The sequence below is a fragment of the Caldicellulosiruptoraceae bacterium PP1 genome (assembly GCA_041320695.1).
Lineage (GTDB): Bacteria > Bacillota > Thermoanaerobacteria > Caldicellulosiruptorales > Caldicellulosiruptoraceae > JBGGOQ01.
On record JBGGOQ010000001.1, the window covers coordinates 192187 to 209550 of the forward strand.

General features: G+C 30.0%; 17 protein-coding genes. 15 read left to right on the plus strand and 2 right to left on the minus strand.

What is annotated here, in order from left to right; all coding sequences use genetic code 11:
• Positions 1 to 2 precede the first annotated feature (2 nt).
• The 11 genes from rpe to ACAG39_01010 all read left to right on the plus strand — a co-directional run bounded on the left by rpe (position 3) and on the right by ACAG39_01010 (position 10831).
• The gene (gene rpe / locus ACAG39_00960; GenBank protein ID MEZ0535796.1) at positions 3 to 665 is read left to right on the plus strand and encodes a ribulose-phosphate 3-epimerase; all 663 of its coding nucleotides are present in this window, start codon (positions 3 to 5) and stop codon (positions 663 to 665) included.
• A gap of 143 nt (positions 666 to 808) precedes the next feature.
• Complete coding sequence (gene rimP, locus ACAG39_00965; GenBank protein ID MEZ0535797.1) at positions 809 to 1264, plus strand: ribosome maturation factor RimP; 456 nt, start codon at positions 809 to 811, stop codon at positions 1262 to 1264.
• 18 nt (positions 1265 to 1282) lie between these two features.
• Positions 1283 to 2338, plus strand: a complete 1056-nt coding sequence (nusA, locus tag ACAG39_00970) for a transcription termination factor NusA (protein MEZ0535798.1) — start codon at positions 1283 to 1285, stop codon at positions 2336 to 2338.
• Between the two features lie 13 nt (positions 2339 to 2351).
• A complete protein-coding gene (gene rnpM, locus ACAG39_00975; protein MEZ0535799.1) occupies positions 2352 to 2633 on the plus strand; it encodes an RNase P modulator RnpM in 282 nt (93 codons plus the stop codon).
• The gene (infB, locus tag ACAG39_00980) at positions 2630 to 5137 is read left to right on the plus strand and encodes a translation initiation factor IF-2 (protein MEZ0535800.1); all 2508 of its coding nucleotides are present in this window, start codon (positions 2630 to 2632) and stop codon (positions 5135 to 5137) included. The genes rnpM and infB overlap by 4 nt, the downstream gene beginning before the upstream one ends.
• 12 nt (positions 5138 to 5149) lie before the next feature.
• Positions 5150 to 5551 carry a 30S ribosome-binding factor RbfA gene (rbfA, locus tag ACAG39_00985; GenBank protein ID MEZ0535801.1) on the plus strand — a complete coding sequence of 134 codons (402 nt, stop codon included), beginning with the start codon at positions 5150 to 5152 and terminating at the stop codon, positions 5549 to 5551.
• Entirely contained in the window at positions 5538 to 6506 is a 969-nt protein-coding gene (locus ACAG39_00990; GenBank protein MEZ0535802.1) for a bifunctional oligoribonuclease/PAP phosphatase NrnA, read from the plus strand. Before rbfA ends, ACAG39_00990 begins: the two co-directional genes overlap by 14 nt.
• Positions 6488 to 7342: a tRNA pseudouridine(55) synthase TruB gene (truB, locus tag ACAG39_00995; GenBank protein ID MEZ0535803.1), complete on the plus strand. Its 855-nt coding sequence runs from the start codon at positions 6488 to 6490 to the stop codon at positions 7340 to 7342. Before ACAG39_00990 ends, truB begins: the two co-directional genes overlap by 19 nt.
• 4 nt (positions 7343 to 7346) lie before the next feature.
• The gene (locus ACAG39_01000) at positions 7347 to 8252 is read left to right on the plus strand and encodes a bifunctional riboflavin kinase/FAD synthetase (GenBank protein ID MEZ0535804.1); all 906 of its coding nucleotides are present in this window, start codon (positions 7347 to 7349) and stop codon (positions 8250 to 8252) included.
• Positions 8253 to 8388: 136 nt separating this feature from the next.
• Complete coding sequence (rpsO, locus tag ACAG39_01005) at positions 8389 to 8655, plus strand: 30S ribosomal protein S15 (protein MEZ0535805.1); 267 nt, start codon at positions 8389 to 8391, stop codon at positions 8653 to 8655.
• A gap of 61 nt (positions 8656 to 8716) precedes the next feature.
• The gene (locus tag ACAG39_01010) at positions 8717 to 10831 is read left to right on the plus strand and encodes a polyribonucleotide nucleotidyltransferase (protein MEZ0535806.1); all 2115 of its coding nucleotides are present in this window, start codon (positions 8717 to 8719) and stop codon (positions 10829 to 10831) included.
• Between the two features lie 16 nt (positions 10832 to 10847).
• Here the strand turns inward: ACAG39_01010 and ACAG39_01015 are convergent, their stop codons facing one another.
• Complete coding sequence (locus ACAG39_01015; protein MEZ0535807.1) at positions 10848 to 11285, minus strand: threonine/serine exporter family protein; 438 nt, start codon at positions 11283 to 11285, stop codon at positions 10848 to 10850.
• Complete coding sequence (locus tag ACAG39_01020; GenBank protein ID MEZ0535808.1) at positions 11282 to 12055, minus strand: threonine/serine exporter ThrE family protein; 774 nt, start codon at positions 12053 to 12055, stop codon at positions 11282 to 11284. The genes ACAG39_01015 and ACAG39_01020 overlap by 4 nt, the downstream gene beginning before the upstream one ends.
• Positions 12056 to 12267: 212 nt before the next feature.
• Between ACAG39_01020 and glyA the strand changes: the two genes are divergently transcribed.
• The 4 genes from glyA to ACAG39_01040 are packed head-to-tail and all read left to right on the plus strand — an operon-like array spanning position 12268 to position 17322.
• Entirely contained in the window at positions 12268 to 13515 is a 1248-nt protein-coding gene (gene glyA, locus ACAG39_01025; protein ID MEZ0535809.1) for a serine hydroxymethyltransferase, read from the plus strand.
• Positions 13516 to 13530: 15 nt separating this feature from the next.
• Positions 13531 to 14877: a replication-associated recombination protein A gene (locus tag ACAG39_01030; GenBank protein MEZ0535810.1), complete on the plus strand. Its 1347-nt coding sequence runs from the start codon at positions 13531 to 13533 to the stop codon at positions 14875 to 14877.
• On the plus strand, positions 14837 to 16099 hold the full coding sequence (gene larA / locus ACAG39_01035; GenBank protein MEZ0535811.1) for a nickel-dependent lactate racemase: 1263 nt from the start codon (positions 14837 to 14839) through the stop codon (positions 16097 to 16099). Before ACAG39_01030 ends, larA begins: the two co-directional genes overlap by 41 nt.
• Positions 16100 to 16101: 2 nt before the next feature.
• Positions 16102 to 17322 carry an NADP-dependent malic enzyme gene (locus ACAG39_01040; protein ID MEZ0535812.1) on the plus strand — a complete coding sequence of 407 codons (1221 nt, stop codon included), beginning with the start codon at positions 16102 to 16104 and terminating at the stop codon, positions 17320 to 17322.
• Positions 17323 to 17364 lie beyond the last annotated feature (42 nt).

Here is a 17364-nt window from a genome sequence, read left to right on the forward strand (position 1 = left end):
AATTGAAAATTGCAGCATCAATACTTTCTGCTAATTTTGCAAAACTAGGCGAAGAACTTTTGAAAGCTTCAAGATCAGGCTCAGATATAATTCATATTGATATAATGGATGGTCATTTTGTTCCTAATATAACTATCGGCCCATCTGTTGTCGCAGATTTAAGAAAATTATCTGATATTTTTTTTGATGTGCATTTAATGATAGATAACCCTGAACAGTATATTGAGCATTTTGCATTTGCTGGTGCTGATAACATAACAGTTCATTTTGAAGCAACAAAGCATTTAGATGCACTTATAAATAAGATAAAATCGTATAATAAAAAAGCATCAGTAGCTATAAATCCTGCGACGTCAATTTGTTCAATAGAAAATATTCTTAGCCAAGTTGATATGATTTTAGTAATGACTGTAAATCCAGGCTTCGGGGGGCAACAATTTATTCCATATACATTAGATAAAATTAAAGAATTAAATAAAGTTCGAAAAATAAAAGGTTATAGCTTCAAAATAGAAGTAGATGGTGGAATTAATTTAGATAACATAAACCAAGTTGTAAAAGCAGGTGCAGATATTATTGTAACAGGATCAACTTTATTTAATAGTGATGATATGAAAAATACTATTGAAAAACTAAGACAAAATGCTTCAAAAATTATATATTAAGAGTTATAATCCTTGTTAAAAAACATTTATAATGGTATAATATATTTAATCATTATTTTTGACATAACTGAAGACCAAAAGAGTGGGAGAAAATCCCACTCTTTCATATTGTTTTAGCATTTTCTAAGAAAGGAAGGTTTTATATGAGCAAAATAACTAAAGTGGTAGAAGCAATACTTTTACCTATATTAGAAAAATATAATTATGAATTGGTTGATGTTGAGTTCAAAAAAGAAGGTAAGAATCATTTTTTAAGAGTATATATTGATAAAATTGGTGGTATAACCATTGATGACTGTCAAATTGTAAGTGAAGAACTTTCTACAAAGCTGGATGAATTAGATCCTATTCCTTATAGTTATTTTCTTGAAGTATCTTCTCCAGGATTAGATAGACCACTTGTAAAAGACAGAGACTTTATAAGGCATGAAGGTGAGCTTGTAGAAGTTAAATTAAAAGAGCCAATTAATAATACAAAATTATTAGAAGGACAATTAATAAAAAAAGATGGTGATATACTAAATTTAAGAGTTAATGACCAATTGATTCAAATACCAATGTCGAAGGTAACAAAGGTAAAAGTTGCATTAAAATTTTAGTTAGGGGGTATTTACAAAATGTTTAGAAAGGATCAGACAAAGGAGTTATTTCATGCTATTAATGAGCTTGAAAAGGAGTATAATATTGATAGGGAGTATATTTTCTCAGTCCTTGAAAGTGCTATGATTACAGCATATAAACAAGTTAGAAATATAAAAGATAAGACTGTTCCAAATATAAAAGTAGTAATAAATCCTGAAGAATCAGAGATAAAAATTATTGAATACAAAAAAGTATCAGAAAATCCTAAAGACAGTAGATTTGAAATATCACTTGAAGAGGCTCAAAATATTGATAAGAGATATCAAATAGGTGATATGGTTGGTTTTGAAATCAGTCCTAACGAATTTAGTAGAAAAACAGCAAGCAGTGTTAGGCAAGCAGTTGTTGGAAAAATTCGTGAAGCTAAGAGAACAAAAACATATAGAGAATATTTCGAAAAGAAAGATACAATTGTTACAGGGCTTATTCAAAAAATAGAAAAGAAAAATGTGGTTGTTGAATTAGATGACGGAAAGATAGATGCTATATTACCTGTAGATGAACAAATCCCAGATGAACAATATATTCCAGGAACAATGATGAAATTTTATCTTGTAGAAGTTAAGATATCTCAAAAAGAGGTTGTTGTTTATGTTTCTAGAACGCATCCGAATTTTGTTAAAAAGTTAATAGAGAGTGTTGTTCCTGAAATTCAAGAAGGAATTATTGAAATAAAGGCCATAGCAAGAGAAGCTGGTTCAAGAACAAAGGTTGCTGTTTATTCAAACAGTTCACGTATTGATCCAATCGGTGCATGTATAGGAGAAAAAGGCCTTAGAATACAAAAGGTATTAAGTCAACTAAATGGTGAGAAGATTGATATAGTTAAATATCATGATGATCCAGCAGAATTTATAAAAAATGCATTAAGTCCTGCAGAGGTTGTTCATATTGATGTAAATTATGAAGAAAAGAAAGCATTTGTATTAGTTCCAAATGAACAACTATCATTAGCAATTGGTAAAGGTGGACAAAATGCCAGACTATCCGCAAAATTAACCGGTTGGAAAATTGATATAAAAGGGAAATAAGGGGTGCGTTAATTTGATAAAGCATGTACCCATGCGAAAATGTGTTATATGTGGTAAGAATTTACCTAAATCTGCACTATTAAGAATTGTTAAGACAAGTAATAATGATGTTTTATTTGACAAGATAGGTAAACTTTCTGGTCGAGGTCTTTATATCTGTGAAGATATTAATTGTGTTGATAAAGCTTTCAGATCCAAAAGGATTGAAAAGTTACTTAACGTAACATTAAAACCAGAATTATGTAGTCAGATTCGTGAGTATATAAATCAAAAAAATATGGGGGTGACTGAATGACTACAAAAATTAGAATATATGAACTTGCAAAATCATTAGAGATCTCAAATAAAGAATTAATGGAATTACTAACAAATATGAATATTGAGTTTAAGAATCATATGAGTGCGTTAGAAGATAGGGATGTCAATTTGGTTTTTGAATATTTAATTCAAGAAAAAGAAAAAGAAAACATGCAAAGAAGACAAACTGAAAGAACTGATGACAGAAGAGAAAAGCCAAGAATTGAAAATAGAGAAAATAAAGCAAGAGATGATTTTAAAAGATTTGACAATCAACAAAATAGAAACATTGACAAAGATAATAAAGAGAGAAAAAATCAACAAAATAGACGAGATAATTTAGATGCAAAAAATAGAGCAACAAAAAATAATGAGCTAAGGACAGAAAAAGAAGGATATAATAAAGAAAATAGAACATTTGATAATAGAAGACAAGAACAATTTAGTAGAAATCAAAATCTTCAAACTCAAAAAAAGCAGCAACAAAAAGATAAATCTGAAAATATAAAAGAAGAAAAGAAAATCAAACCTAAAAAACAATTTGTTATTGAAGATAGTCGTATTAATGAAGACATAATTGTAAACAAAGAAGAACTTGAAAAAATTGATCAAGAAGTTGAAAAGGAATTACTAGAAGAAGAATATTTACAAGAAAAACATGTAAGAAAAGGAAAGAAGGAAAAAATAAAGAAAGAATCAAAAGAACAAAAAGACTTAATAAAGTTACAAAATCAAAAAAATCAAGAAAAAAAAGTTGAAAAGGTATTAATACCAGAGTCTATTACTGTATCTGAATTAGCTTCAAGAATTCAACGGCCAAATTCTGAGGTTTTGAAAAAACTTATAATGTTAGGGATAATGGCAAACATAAATCAAGAGATTGATTTTGATACAGCTTCATTAATTGCTGAGGATTTTGGTATAAAGGTTGAAAAAGAAATAATCAAAACAGAAGAGGAAATACTAATAGAAGATTTTGAGGATCCACCAGAATCATTACAACCAAGACCGCCGGTAGTTGTTGTAATGGGACATGTTGATCATGGCAAAACATCTTTATTAGATGCAATAAGAAAGACAAATGTTACAGAAAGAGAAGCCGGTGGAATTACTCAGCATATAGGTGCATCAATTGTTGAAATAAATGGAAGGAAAATAACATTTTTAGATACTCCAGGACATGAAGCATTTACAGCAATGAGAGCAAGAGGTGCACAAGTAACAGATATTGCTATTTTAGTTGTTGCTGCTGACGATGGCGTTATGCCACAAACAATAGAAGCAATAAACCATGCTAAAGCTGCAAATGTATCAATAATTGTTGCTGTCAATAAAATTGATAAACCAGAGGCAAATCCAGACAGGGTAAAGCAACAATTAAGTGAATATGGCCTTATTCCTGAAGAATGGGGTGGAGATACAGTATTTGTAAATGTTTCTGCTAAAAAGAAGATGGGTATTGATCATCTCCTTGAAATGATACTTTTGGTTGCTGATATGTTAGAATTAAAAGCAAATCCAGACAGGCTTGCTAAGGGTATAGTTATTGAGGCAAAACTTGATAAAGGTAGAGGCCCTGTTGCTACAATATTAGTTCAAAAAGGTACATTAAGAGTAGGCAATTATGTAATAGCAGGGAAAACATGGGGTAAAATCAGAGCAATGATTGATGATAAAGGCAATAGAATAAAAGAAGCTGGTCCATCATTTGCAGTTGAGATATTAGGGCTTGAAGAAGTACCAGAGGCTGGAGATGAATTATTCTGCGTTAAAGACGAAAAAACTGCAAAGATAATTGAACAGATGAGAAAGGATAAAGTTAAAGAGGAAAAAATTATTTCTTCTTCAAAGGTTTCTTTGGATGAACTATTTGAGAGAATTCAAAAAGGCCAGTTAAAGGAGCTTAAGATTATAATAAAAGCAGATGTTCAAGGTTCTGTTGAAGCATTGAAAAGTTCTATTGAGAAATTAAGTAATGAGGAAGTTAACGTTAAAGTAATACATGCTGGTGTTGGTGCTGTTACAGAATCTGACGTAATATTGGCATCTGCATCAAATGCAATTATTATTGGATTTAATGTTCGACCAGAAGTTGGTGCAACTCAACTTGCTGAAAGGGAAAAGGTAGATATAAGGCTATACAGAATTATTTATGAGGCACTTAATGATATTGAAGCTGCTATGAAAGGATTACTTGAACCTATATATAAAGAGGTGGTTTTAGGTAGAGCTGAAGTAAGACAAACATTTAAAGCTTCAAATATTGGAACAATTGCTGGATGCTATGTTTTAGATGGAAAATTAGTAAGAACAGCAAATGCAAGAATTATTCGTGAAGGCATTGTTGTTTTTGAAGGTAAATTGGGTTCTTTAAAAAGGTTCAAAGAAGATGTTCGTGAAGTTGCTGCAGGATATGAATGTGGTTTAACAATTGAAAAGTTTAATGATATTAAAGAAGGGGATATAATCGAAGTTTTTGAAATGCAAAAAGTGGAGAGATAAGAGGGTGATATGATGCATTTTGATAGAGTTGATAGAGTTTCAGAAGAAGTCAAAAAAGCTATAAGCGAAATAATACAATATGAACTTAAAGACCCAAGACTTAATGTTGGTTTAATAAGCATTGTTAAAGTTAACCTTAGTAAAGATTTAAGATACGCCAAAATTTATGTAAGTATTTTTGATAATAACCCAGAAAATATCCAAAGTTCTTTACTTGCTCTTAGAAATTCGGTTCCCTATATAAGGAGAGAAATTGCAAAAAGAATTAAGCTAAGGTATACTTCTGAGATAACTTTTGAATTAGATGATTCAATTGAATATGGTGCAAGAATATCAGAAATACTAAATAAGCTAAACATACCAAAAGATAACAATAGTGAAAATAGAGGTGAAGATTCTCTTGATAGAGAATAAGATTATAAAAATGATTTTAGATTCAAGCCAAATAGTTATAACTTCTCATGAAAATCCTGATGGAGATTGCATTGGTTCTATGCTTGCCCTTTATATTGCTTTAAAGAAAAAGGGCAAGCATGTAAGAATGATATTAAAAGATAATGTGCCAGCTAATCTTTCTTTTTTGCCATATACTGAAGAAATTGAAATTGTACGTGAAGTAAAAGAAACTTTTGAACTATTAGTTCTAATAGATACTGGAGAATTAGAAAGAACTGGTATATTTGATATTGATAAAGCTTATAAAAAACTTATAAATATTGACCATCATGCAACAAGTACTGGGTTGGGAGATTTATATTATATAAACCCTTCTGCTGCAGCTTCTGGAGAAATAATTTATCAATTAGTTAAGTTAATGGGAATTGATACTGATAAAGATATTGGAACTTGTCTTTATACTGCCTTATTTACTGATACTGGTGGTTTTAGATTTTCAAATACTACATCAATTACACACCAAATTGCTGGTGACTTGATAAATATGGGTATAGATTTTGTAACTATAGCTAATAAAGTATATGATGAGATGAGCTTAAATAAATTTAAATTGTTAAGAGATGTATTAGGTACAATTGAACTTTTTGATAATAATAAAATTGCATTTTTAACTGTTTCTAGTGAGATGTTTAGTAAAAATGGAGCAAAAAGAGAAGATACAGAAAATATGATTAATTTTGCAAAAAATATAAATACAGTTGAAATTGCAGCTATTTTTATTGAAGAGAGCGATAAAATAAAAGTTAGCCTCAGATCAAAAAATATATTAGACGTTAGTAAAATTGCCAAGTATTTTGGTGGTGGAGGGCATGAAAAGGCTGCTGGATATTCAACTAATAAGAAGATTGAAGATGCCAAAAAGGATCTTTTAGAAAAAATACAAAGTGATGAAAGATGGATGGAATATTATTAATTGATAAACCTGTGGGGCTAACCTCACATGATGTTGTAAATATAATAAGAAAAGAGTTTAAAACAAAAAAAGTTGGACATGCTGGTACTCTTGATCCTTTTGCATCTGGTTTGCTAATAATATTAATTGGAAATGCTACCAAGTTATCGCAATATTTGATGTCAACACAAAAAACTTACCAAGCACAAATTCAACTCGGTTTATACTCTGATACCTATGATATAACAGGAAGGATTATAGATAAGAATAACTTGATTTATAATACTAATGAGATTAGAGATGCTTTGAATGAATTAGTCGGTACACATAATTGGAAGGTTCCAATATATTCTGCAAAAAAAATAAACGGCAAAAAATTATATGAATTAGCTCGTAAAGAAGAATATATTGATCTTCCTGAAAGTGAAATGACAATATTTAATATTGAGATTATTAATTATTTTTATCCTTATTTAGATATTTCAATTGCCTGTTCACATGGAACATATATAAGAACTTTTGCAGTGGAATTAGCAAAAAAATTAGGCACAATTGGTTTATTATCTACTTTAAGAAGAACAAAAAGTGGAGTATTTGATGTTAAGAATGCTTATAAACTAAGTGACTTTAATAAAGAATTAATGCCTTTAAAAAGCATAACAACTAACAAAATTATTATAAATAACAAAAGTATAAATAAACTTAATAATGGAAACACACTTTTTTATGATGATATTAACTTTATTGAAATAAAGAGCAATAATAGTTTATATACAGTATATAGTGAAGAAAGGCAATTACTTGCTATATACAAGAAAGAAGACCAGCATTTCAAATTTGTATTAAAAGGTGGATAATACTATGCAAATACTAAATGACTTAATATCACCAAAAGAAGATATTTCTGTTGCTATTGGTTTTTTTGATGGTCTTCATATAGGACATATGGCTTTAATTAATAAACTAAAAGAAAAAAAAGGCTGTAAAGCAATTTTTACATTTAAAAATCATCCTGATGAATTAATTAAAGGTCATATTGATTATATATTAACCGAAAAGGAAAGATTAGAATTATTTAGCGAAAATAATATTGATATAGTTTTTTTCATTGATTTTACTCAAGAATTAATGAAAATGACACCACAACAGTTTATTGATGAGATATTAATAAAAAAACTAAGGGTTAAAAATGTGATTGTTGGATATGATTTCACTTTTGGATACAGAGCTATTGGTAATGCTGAATATTTAAAAGAAAAATTAAATGAAAGAAAAATTGATTGTACAATTATTGAGCCAATTTATTATAATAATCAGATAATAAGTAGCACAAAAATAAGAGATTATATAAAATCTGGGTTAATAGAAATTGCTAATAATATGTTAGGATATAATTATTTTATTGCTGGAATGGTTAAAAAAGGTAAAGCTTTAGGAAGAGAAATAGGATTCCCTACAATTAATATTTCATTTAGTAATAAAAAAATTATTCCTAAATATGGAGTGTATGCTACATATACAATTATTGATAACATTAAATTTCCTTCAATAACTAATGTAGGTCAAAATCCAACTGTTTCTGATGGTGGTATTAACATAGAAACCCATATTTTTGATATAAGTAAAGAACTTTATAATAAAGATGTTAAAATTGAATTTTTGAAATATATAAGGGAAGAGATTAAATTTGATAATATTGAGTTATTAAAACAGCAAATAAATAAAGATATAAAAGAAGTAAAAAAGTTATTTTTAAATTCTATATAAAATTTTCAAAAATGCTTTACTCATATTAATTCTTTTGTTATACTGTATTAGGATATATTTAACCTGTTTTCGTTGTTTTAGGAGACTCCGACCTATTACAATGATACAGGCATTTATAAAATAGGAGGTGAACACAATGATTTCTACAGAAAAAAAGCAAGAATTAATTCAAAAATTCCAATTACATGAAGGTGATACTGGTTCTCCAGAAGTTCAAATAGCTCTTCTTACTGAAAGAATAAATAGATTGAACGAACACCTTCAGATGCATAAGAAAGACTTCCACTCAAGAAGAGGTCTTCTTAAAATGGTAGGTCAAAGAAGAAAACTTCTAAACTATTTAAAGGAATATGACATTGAAAGATACAGAGCTATCATTGAAAAATTAAATTTAAGAAAATAAGACAAAATATATATAGGAGCGGTATTACCGCTCCATTATTTTAAAAAGGGGTGTTAATGTTTTGGAAAGCAAGATATATAAAATTGATTTTGCAGGAAGAGAATTATCATTTGAGATAGGAAAATATGCATTACTTGCAAACGGTTCTGTTCTTGCAAGATACGGTGAAACAGCAGTATTAGTAACTGCATGTGCATCAGAAAAGCCAAGAGAAGGAATTGATTTTTTTCCTTTAACAGTGGATTATGAAGAAAGGCTTTACTCTGTTGGAAAGATACCAGGTGGTTTTATCAAAAGAGAAGGGAAACCTTCAGAAAAAGCTATCCTTTCAGCAAGACTTATTGACAGACCAATAAGACCATTATTTCCTAAAGACTTTTATAATGATGTTTCGGTTATTGCAACAGTTCTTTCAGTTGATCCAGACAATCCACCAGATATTTTAGCTATGATTGGTTCTTCAGTAGCATTATCAATTTCAGATATTCCATTTCTTGGACCAACTGGTTCAGTATTAATTGGATATGTTAATGGACAGATTGTAGTAAATCCTGATGCAAAGCAAAGAGAAAAGAGTAAACTTCATTTGGTTGTTTCAGGAACAAAGGACAAAGTTATGATGATTGAAGCAGGAGCAAATGAAGTTTCAGAAGAAATAATGTATGAAGCTATTTTAAAAGCACAGGAAGAAATTACAAAAATAGTTACTTTTATTGAAGAGATTTGTAAAGAAATTGGTAAACCCAAAATGCAGTATCCTACAAGAGTAATTCCTGAAGAGATAAGGGAAAAAGTAAAAGAATTGGCATACGATAAGGTATACAATTATGTTCAAATAGCAGACAAGATTGAAAGGGATAAAAAATTAGATGAATTAAGAGATGAAATTTTGCAAACACTTGAACAAGAGTATCCGGATAATTTATCTGATGTAGGCGAAGCATTATATGATTTAGAAAAGAAAATAGTAAGACATTTGATTGGTGTTGAAGGTAAAAGACCTGATGGTAGAAAAATTGATGAAATAAGACCGCTTGCGGCAGAAGTTGGTATACTGCCTAGAACACATGGTTCTGCTATGTTTAAACGTGGCTTTACTCAAGTTATGACAGTTGCCACCTTAGGTGCTGTTGGAGAAATGCAAATGTTAGACGGTCTTGAAGAAGAAGAATCAAAGAGATATATGCACCATTATAATTTTCCACCATATTCAACAGGTGAAGCAAAACCTATTAGAGCTCCTGGAAGAAGGGAAATTGGACATGGTGCCTTAGCAGAACGAGCATTAGAGCCAGTCATTCCATCTGAAGATCAATTTCCTTATACAATTAGATTAGTATCTGAAGTACTAACATCTAATGGCTCAACTTCGCAAGCAAGTGTTTGTGGTAGCACTCTTGCATTAATGGATGCAGGCGTTCCAATAAAAGCACCTGTTGCTGGGATATCAGTTGGTTTAATTACCAAAGAAGATGGTTCATTTATTACTATGACAGATATTCAAGGAATAGAAGATTTCTTTGGTGATATGGATTTCAAAGTTGCAGGAACTCGTGAAGGTATTACAGCTATTCAGTTAGATATAAAAATTCATGGTCTTACAAAAGAAATAATCTGGCAAGCTTTAAATCAGGCAAAAGAAGCAAGATATAAAATTCTTGATTTTATGGAGACAATTATTGCAAAACCAAGAGAAAGACTTTCTGAATATGCTCCAAAGATATTTAAAACCGAAATTGATCCTGATAAAATTAGAGATGTAATTGGTCCTGGTGGAAAAATGATAAACAAAATAATTGCTGAAACAAATGTAAAAATTGATATTGAGCCAGACGGAAAGGTATTTGTTGCATCACAAGATTCAGAAGCTTGTAAAAGGGCAATTTCTATGATTGAAGGAATTGCTAAAGATATAGAAGTAGGGCAAATGTATCTAGGGAAAGTTACAAAAATAATGCCATATGGTGCATTTGTTGAAATATTTCCTGGCAAAGAAGGACTTCTTCATATATCACAGCTTGATGATAAGAAGGTTCAAAGTGTTGAAGATATTCTGAAAGTAGATGAAGTAGTATTGGTAAAAGTAATTGGTGTGGATAAATTAGGACGTGTTTCATTATCAAGGAAAGATGCACTTAATAGTAATGATGATGAACAAAAAGAAAGGAAAGCATAGCCTTTTTATAAAAGGTTTATGCCTTCCTTTTTTTAATGCTTATTTTATTAAACGAAGAAACAAACATTAGTGCTACTGCGATGCTACCAGCAATTAAAAGTGTTTGTGTACCTATTTCAATGGCTTTTTGAGTTTGATTTTTTATAAGTGCTGTCATTGTATTATAAGTTCCTGCACCTGGTACAAAAGGGATAATGCCTGGTATTAAAAATAGTGGTACTGGTGCTTTAAATATTCTTGCAAATATCTCGGCTAATATATTAACGCTTAAAGCAGCAAAAAAAGAGGCAACAGCATTAGAATTAGTGAGATTTAGGAAATAAAGATAAACCCCCCATCCTATTCCTCCACTAATCCCGCAAATTATTAATATTCTTTTTGGTGCGTTGTATAATACTGCAAAAAAGATACTTGCTAAACACGCAGCAATAACTTGAACTAAAAAATTAATCACAAAAGATTTCCTCCTAATAATTTAATTCCAATAAACAATGCTATTCCTGCTCCAATGGCAATAAATACAGCAACCAAAACAGCTTCTATAGCTCTTGCAACACCTGATAAAAGGTCGCCTGCAATTGTATCTCGAATTGCGTTAGTAATAGCAACACCTGGGGTCATAATTAAAACAGAACCTATTATTATTTTATCTAAACTTTCACCAAGATTAAAAAAAACAGTTATACTTGCAACAAGTGCTGTTAAAAAGCCACCAATTATGTAGGTCATAAACCAGGAAAATCCCTTTTTATTTAAAATATTAATAGCACTTTGACTAATAAATCCAACAATAAATGATGATATTGCATCTTTATAAGACCCTTTAAATAAAATTGTCGAGAAAGAACACGCCAGCCCTGCTGAAAGCGATAATTCAAGAAATTTATAGCTTTTCTTACTTTCGATATTCTTAAGTGTATTTAGTGCTTCTTGAAAAGAGATATCATTTTTTGCAAAATCTCTTGAAAATTGGTTTACTAATGCAATTTTATTTAGGTCTATTGTTCTATTTTTTATCCTTTTGGAAATAGTAATAAAATTACCATTTTCATCAGTTATTGTTGCAACAATACCTGTTGGAATGACAAAACTTTCTACAAATCTTATATTAGCCTTCTTACATATTCTAACCATGGTATCTTCAACACGATAAGTTTCAGCTCCATACCTTAACATTATTTCACCTGCTGTTAAGGCAATTTCTAATAACTCTGATGGCTTCATTTTATCACCTTATTGAATAAAATCACAAAAAAGATTATATCATTTTTAAAAATTAGTTTGAACATTTTTTTATGAGCACATATTTGAGCAAAGTTATTGACTGATGATAAAAAATTGAAATATAATATTCAAAAAGCAGATTTTGGTGTATAATTATAGAGTCGAACAATGAAATAATATTTTTTAAAAATATTCGGAAAGGAAGATAGCTAATGTACTTTTATAACTATGTGAAACAAATTGATTCAGAGGTTGCTGAAGCAATAAAAAATGAAGTTCAAAGACAGCAAAATAAAATTGAGTTAATTGCATCAGAAAATTTTGTAAGCATTCCAGTTATGGCTGCTATGGGATCTCCATTAACAAATAAATATGCAGAAGGATATCCAGGAAGAAGATATTATGGTGGTTGTGAATATGTTGATGTAATAGAATCATTAGCAATTGAAAGAGCAAAAAAATTATTTAATGCTGAACATGCAAATGTTCAACCACATTCTGGAGCACAAGCTAATATGGCAGTTTTCTTTTCTGTTTTAAATCCTGGTGATACAATTCTTGGTATGAATTTGGCTCATGGTGGACATTTAACCCATGGCAGTCCAGTTAATTTTTCTGGAAAGTTATATAATATAGTTTCTTATGGAGTTAGTAAAGATACAGAAACAATAGACTATGACGAACTTCTAAAATTAGCTAAAGAACATAAGCCTAAATTGATTTTGGCAGGTGCGTCAGCTTATCCAAGAATAATAGATTTTAAAAAGTTTAGAGAAATTGCTGATGAAGTTGGAGCATATTTTATGGTTGATATGGCCCATATTGCTGGATTAGTTGCTGCAAAATTACATCCATCTCCAATTGAATATGCAGATTTTGTTACAACTACTACGCATAAAACATTAAGGGGGCCAAGAGGTGGACTTATTCTTTGTAAAGAAAAATATGCAAAAATAATAGATAAATCAATATTTCCAGGTGTTCAAGGTGGTCCACTTGAACATGTTATAGCAGCAAAGGCAGTATCATTTAAAGAGGCTTTAAGTGATGAATTTGTTGAATACCAAAAACAAATTATAAAAAATGCCAAAGCTTTAAGTCAAAGGCTTATTGAAAATGGATTTAGATTAGTAAGTAATGGGACTGATAATCATCTAATGTTAGTGGATTTGAGAAATAGAAATATTACAGGTAAAGACGCCGAAAAGAGACTAGACTCATTGAATATAACTTGCAATAAAAATGCTATACCATTTGATGAACAAAGCCCGATGATTACAAGTGGAATTAGACTTGGAACACCTGCTGTTACAACAAGAGGATTTACAGAAGAAGATCTTATTGAAGTAGCAGACATAATTAATTTAGCACTTTCTGATAACCCAAATGAAAAAGAAATTAAAGAAAGAGTTAAAAACCTATGTGATAAACATCCACTTTACAAAGAGTTTAGTTTCTAATGGAAGTGAATATTAATGGATTTGTTTAACTATGCTAGCCAATCAAAAATGAAGAAAGAATCTCCATTAGCATTAAAGTTAAGGCCACAAACAATTGATGATATTGTTGGTCAAGATCATATTCTTGGTAAAGGAAAACCGTTATATAATCTCATTATGGCAGATAAATTAAGTTCTATAATTCTTTATGGCCCACCAGGAACAGGGAAAACCACATTAGCCTATGCAATTGCTAATACTACTAAAAAGTATTTTGAAACAATAAATGCTACTTTGGCTGGCATCTCTGATATTAAAAAAGTTATTGAAGAATCCAAGTATAGGCTTGTTACAAATAATCAAAGAACTATTCTATTTATTGATGAGATTCATAGATTTAACAAGCAACAGCAAGATGCATTATTACCATCAGTTGAAGAGGGAACAATTATTCTTATTGGTGCAACCACAGAAAATCCATTTTTTGAAGTAAATAAGGCTTTGATATCAAGATCATTAGTTTTTGAACTACTTCCATTAGATAATAATTCAGTTAAAAAGATACTTTATAATGCTATTTCAAATAAAGAAAAAGGATTAGGATTTATTAATATTAAAATAGATGAAGATAGCATTAATTATATTGTGACATTATCAAATGGAGATGCGAGGACTGCACTAAACATTCTTGAAGCAACTGTATATGCAACTAAAGCAAATGAAAATGATGAAATTGTAATTAATATCAAAAGCATAGAAGGATTATTTAATAGAAAAGCCCTTTATGATACAAATTCCGATATGCATTATGATACAATATCAGCTTTTATCAAAAGTATGAGAGGTTCCGATCCTGATGCTACTTTGTATTATCTTGCTAAAATGATTGATTCTGGCGAAGATATTCGATTTATTGCAAGAAGAATAATGATTTGTGCAGCAGAAGATGTTGGGCTCGCAGATCCTAATGCACTTGTTGTTGCAAGTGCCGCAGCTTACGCAGCAGATTTTGTAGGGCTCCCCGAGGCAAGAATTATACTTTCTGAAGCAGCACTTTATATTGCTTGTGCACCAAAGAGTAATAGTTCTATTGTTGGAATAGAAAAGGCATTAGAAGATGTAAGAAATATTCCAATAAAAACAATTCCATTTCATTTACGAACACCAAATTTAAAAGCAACAGATATTGGGCATGGTATTGGTTATAAATATCCACATGATTATAAAAATAATTATATAAAACAACAATATCTTCCAGACGAATTAATAAATAAAAAGTATTTTTATCCCACTAATAATGGGTATGAGCATAATATAATAAATTATTTGGAAGGGTTGCAGAATGAAAACATTTCAGATGAAAATGGGGAAAAAGATAATTGAATTGAATTTAAATGAGAAAAACTTGTTAGGACTTATTAAACCGAATGATATAGATAATAAAGTATTAACAGAGAAAGACATATTGGAAAAATTAGATAATCCAATATGTTCAAAGCCCCTTAAAGATATTGTGAATAATAATGATAAAATAGCCATTATTACGAGTGATATAACAAGACCATTTCCAAACAAAGTTATGCTTCCAATTTTACTTAACTATTTACATCAATATGGTGTTTCAAAAGAAAATATTAAGATTATATTTGCATTAGGAAGTCACAGAAAACATACTGAAGATGAAATTATAAGTATGGTTGGCGAAGAAATTTATAATAGTTATAAATGTATTGATTCTGATCCTAATGATGTGGTTTGCCTTGGATATACAAAAAATAACACTCCAGTTGAGTTTTTTAAGGATGTTGTTGAGGCCAAAATAAGAATTCTTTTAGGAAACATAGAATTTCATTATTTTGCTGGTTACAGTGGTGGGCTTAAAGCAATGATGCCTGGTGTATCTACAAGAAAAGCAATACAGCAAAATCATAAGCTTATGTTAGATAAAAAAGCCATTGCAGGTAATATTATTGATAATCCTGTTAGAAATGATATTGACGAAATACTTAATTTTATAGATGTTCAATTTATAATTAATCTGGTTTTAGATGAAAAAAAGAATATAATCGGATGTTTTACAGGACATCCAATACATGCTCACAGAGAAGGTTGTAAGTTTTTAGATAGCTTCTATAAGGTAAATGTAGATAAATTGGCTGATGTTGCATTTATATCATGTGGTGGCTTTCCAAAAGATATAAACTTATATCAAGCTCAGAAAGCAATAGATAATTCAAAATATGTAGTTAAAAAAGGTGGAACAATAGTTTTATTTGCATCATGTCAAGAAGGTTATGGTGAGGGTGTTTTCGAACATTGGATTAATGAAGCAAATAATCCCGATGATTTAATTGAAAGAGTAAAAACAAACTTTGAATTAGGAGGACATAAAGCAGCTGCACTTGCAACAGTAATAAAAGATATTGATATAATTGCTGTAAGTGATATGCCTAATCAAATGCTTAATAAAATATTCATTAAAAAGATTGATGACTTAGAAAGCCTATTTTCATATCTTAAAGAAAAACATGGCGATAATTTTAAAGCATATGTTATTCCATATGCATCCTCTATTTTACCATATTATAATGGAAGGAATGATTAAAAATGGATTATGCAAAATTAGCATTAGAATATCATAAGAAATATAAAGGTAAAATTGCTCTAAAGAGTAAAGTTGGTGTTAAAGATACTACAGATCTAAGTATTTATTATACACCTGGTGTTGCTGAACCGTGTAAAGAAATAGCTAAGAATAGTGAATATATATATGACTACACATCTAAAGGAAATTGGGTCGCAGTTGTTACAAATGGTACTGCTGTTTTAGGTTTAGGTGATATTGGGGTATATGGTTCTCTACCAGTAATGGAAGGTAAGGCTATATTATTTAAGGAATTTGCCGGAGTTGATGCATTTCCGATATGTGTAAACTCAAAAGATGCAGATGAAATAGTAAAAACTGTTAAATTGATTGAAACATCCTTTGGTGGCATTAATTTAGAAGATATCGGAGCTCCTTTGTGCTTTGAAGTTGAAGAAAAGTTAAAAAAAGAATTAAATATTCCAGTTTTTCATGATGATCAGCATGGAACAGCAGTAGTTGCTCTTGCTGCTTTAATTAATTCATTAAAAATTGTAAATAAAGATATCTCAGAAGTTAAGGTAGTAATAAATGGTGCAGGAGCTGCTGGGATTGCAGTTACTAAGCTACTATTAAGCTTTGGTGTAAAAAACATTATACTATGTGATAAAATTGGGGCTATTTATGAAGGTCGAAAGGAAGATATGAATTTATATAAAATTGAAATGTCTAAAATAACCAATTTAAATAAAGAAAAAGGAACAATTCATGATGTAATAAAAGGTTCTGATGTATTTATTGGTCTTTCTGTTTCAAATGTTCTAAAAATAGAAGATATAAAAGCAATGAATAAAGATGCTATTGTTATGGCAATGGCAAATCCAGTGCCTGAAATAATGCCAACTGAAGCTAAAGAAGGAGGTGCAAGGATAATCTGCACAGGAAGATCAGATTATCCTAACCAGGTTAATAATGTTTTAGCTTTTCCAGGTATTTTTAGAGGGGCTTTAGATGTTAGGGCAAAAGAGATTAATCAGTCAATGAAGATAGCTGCTGCTAAGGCAATAGCAGAACTTGTTGAAGATACACTTTCTGAAGAGTACGTATTACCGAAAGCTTTTGATAAAAGAGTAGCTCCAGCAGTGGCTAAAGCAGTAGCTGAAGAAGCTATAAAAACTAAAGTTGCTCGATTAGAAATTGATCCAAATCAAATATATCAAAAAACAATAGACTTGATAAAATAATAAAAAAAGCACCTTAAAGCTTTAGGGTGCTTTTTTTATGGA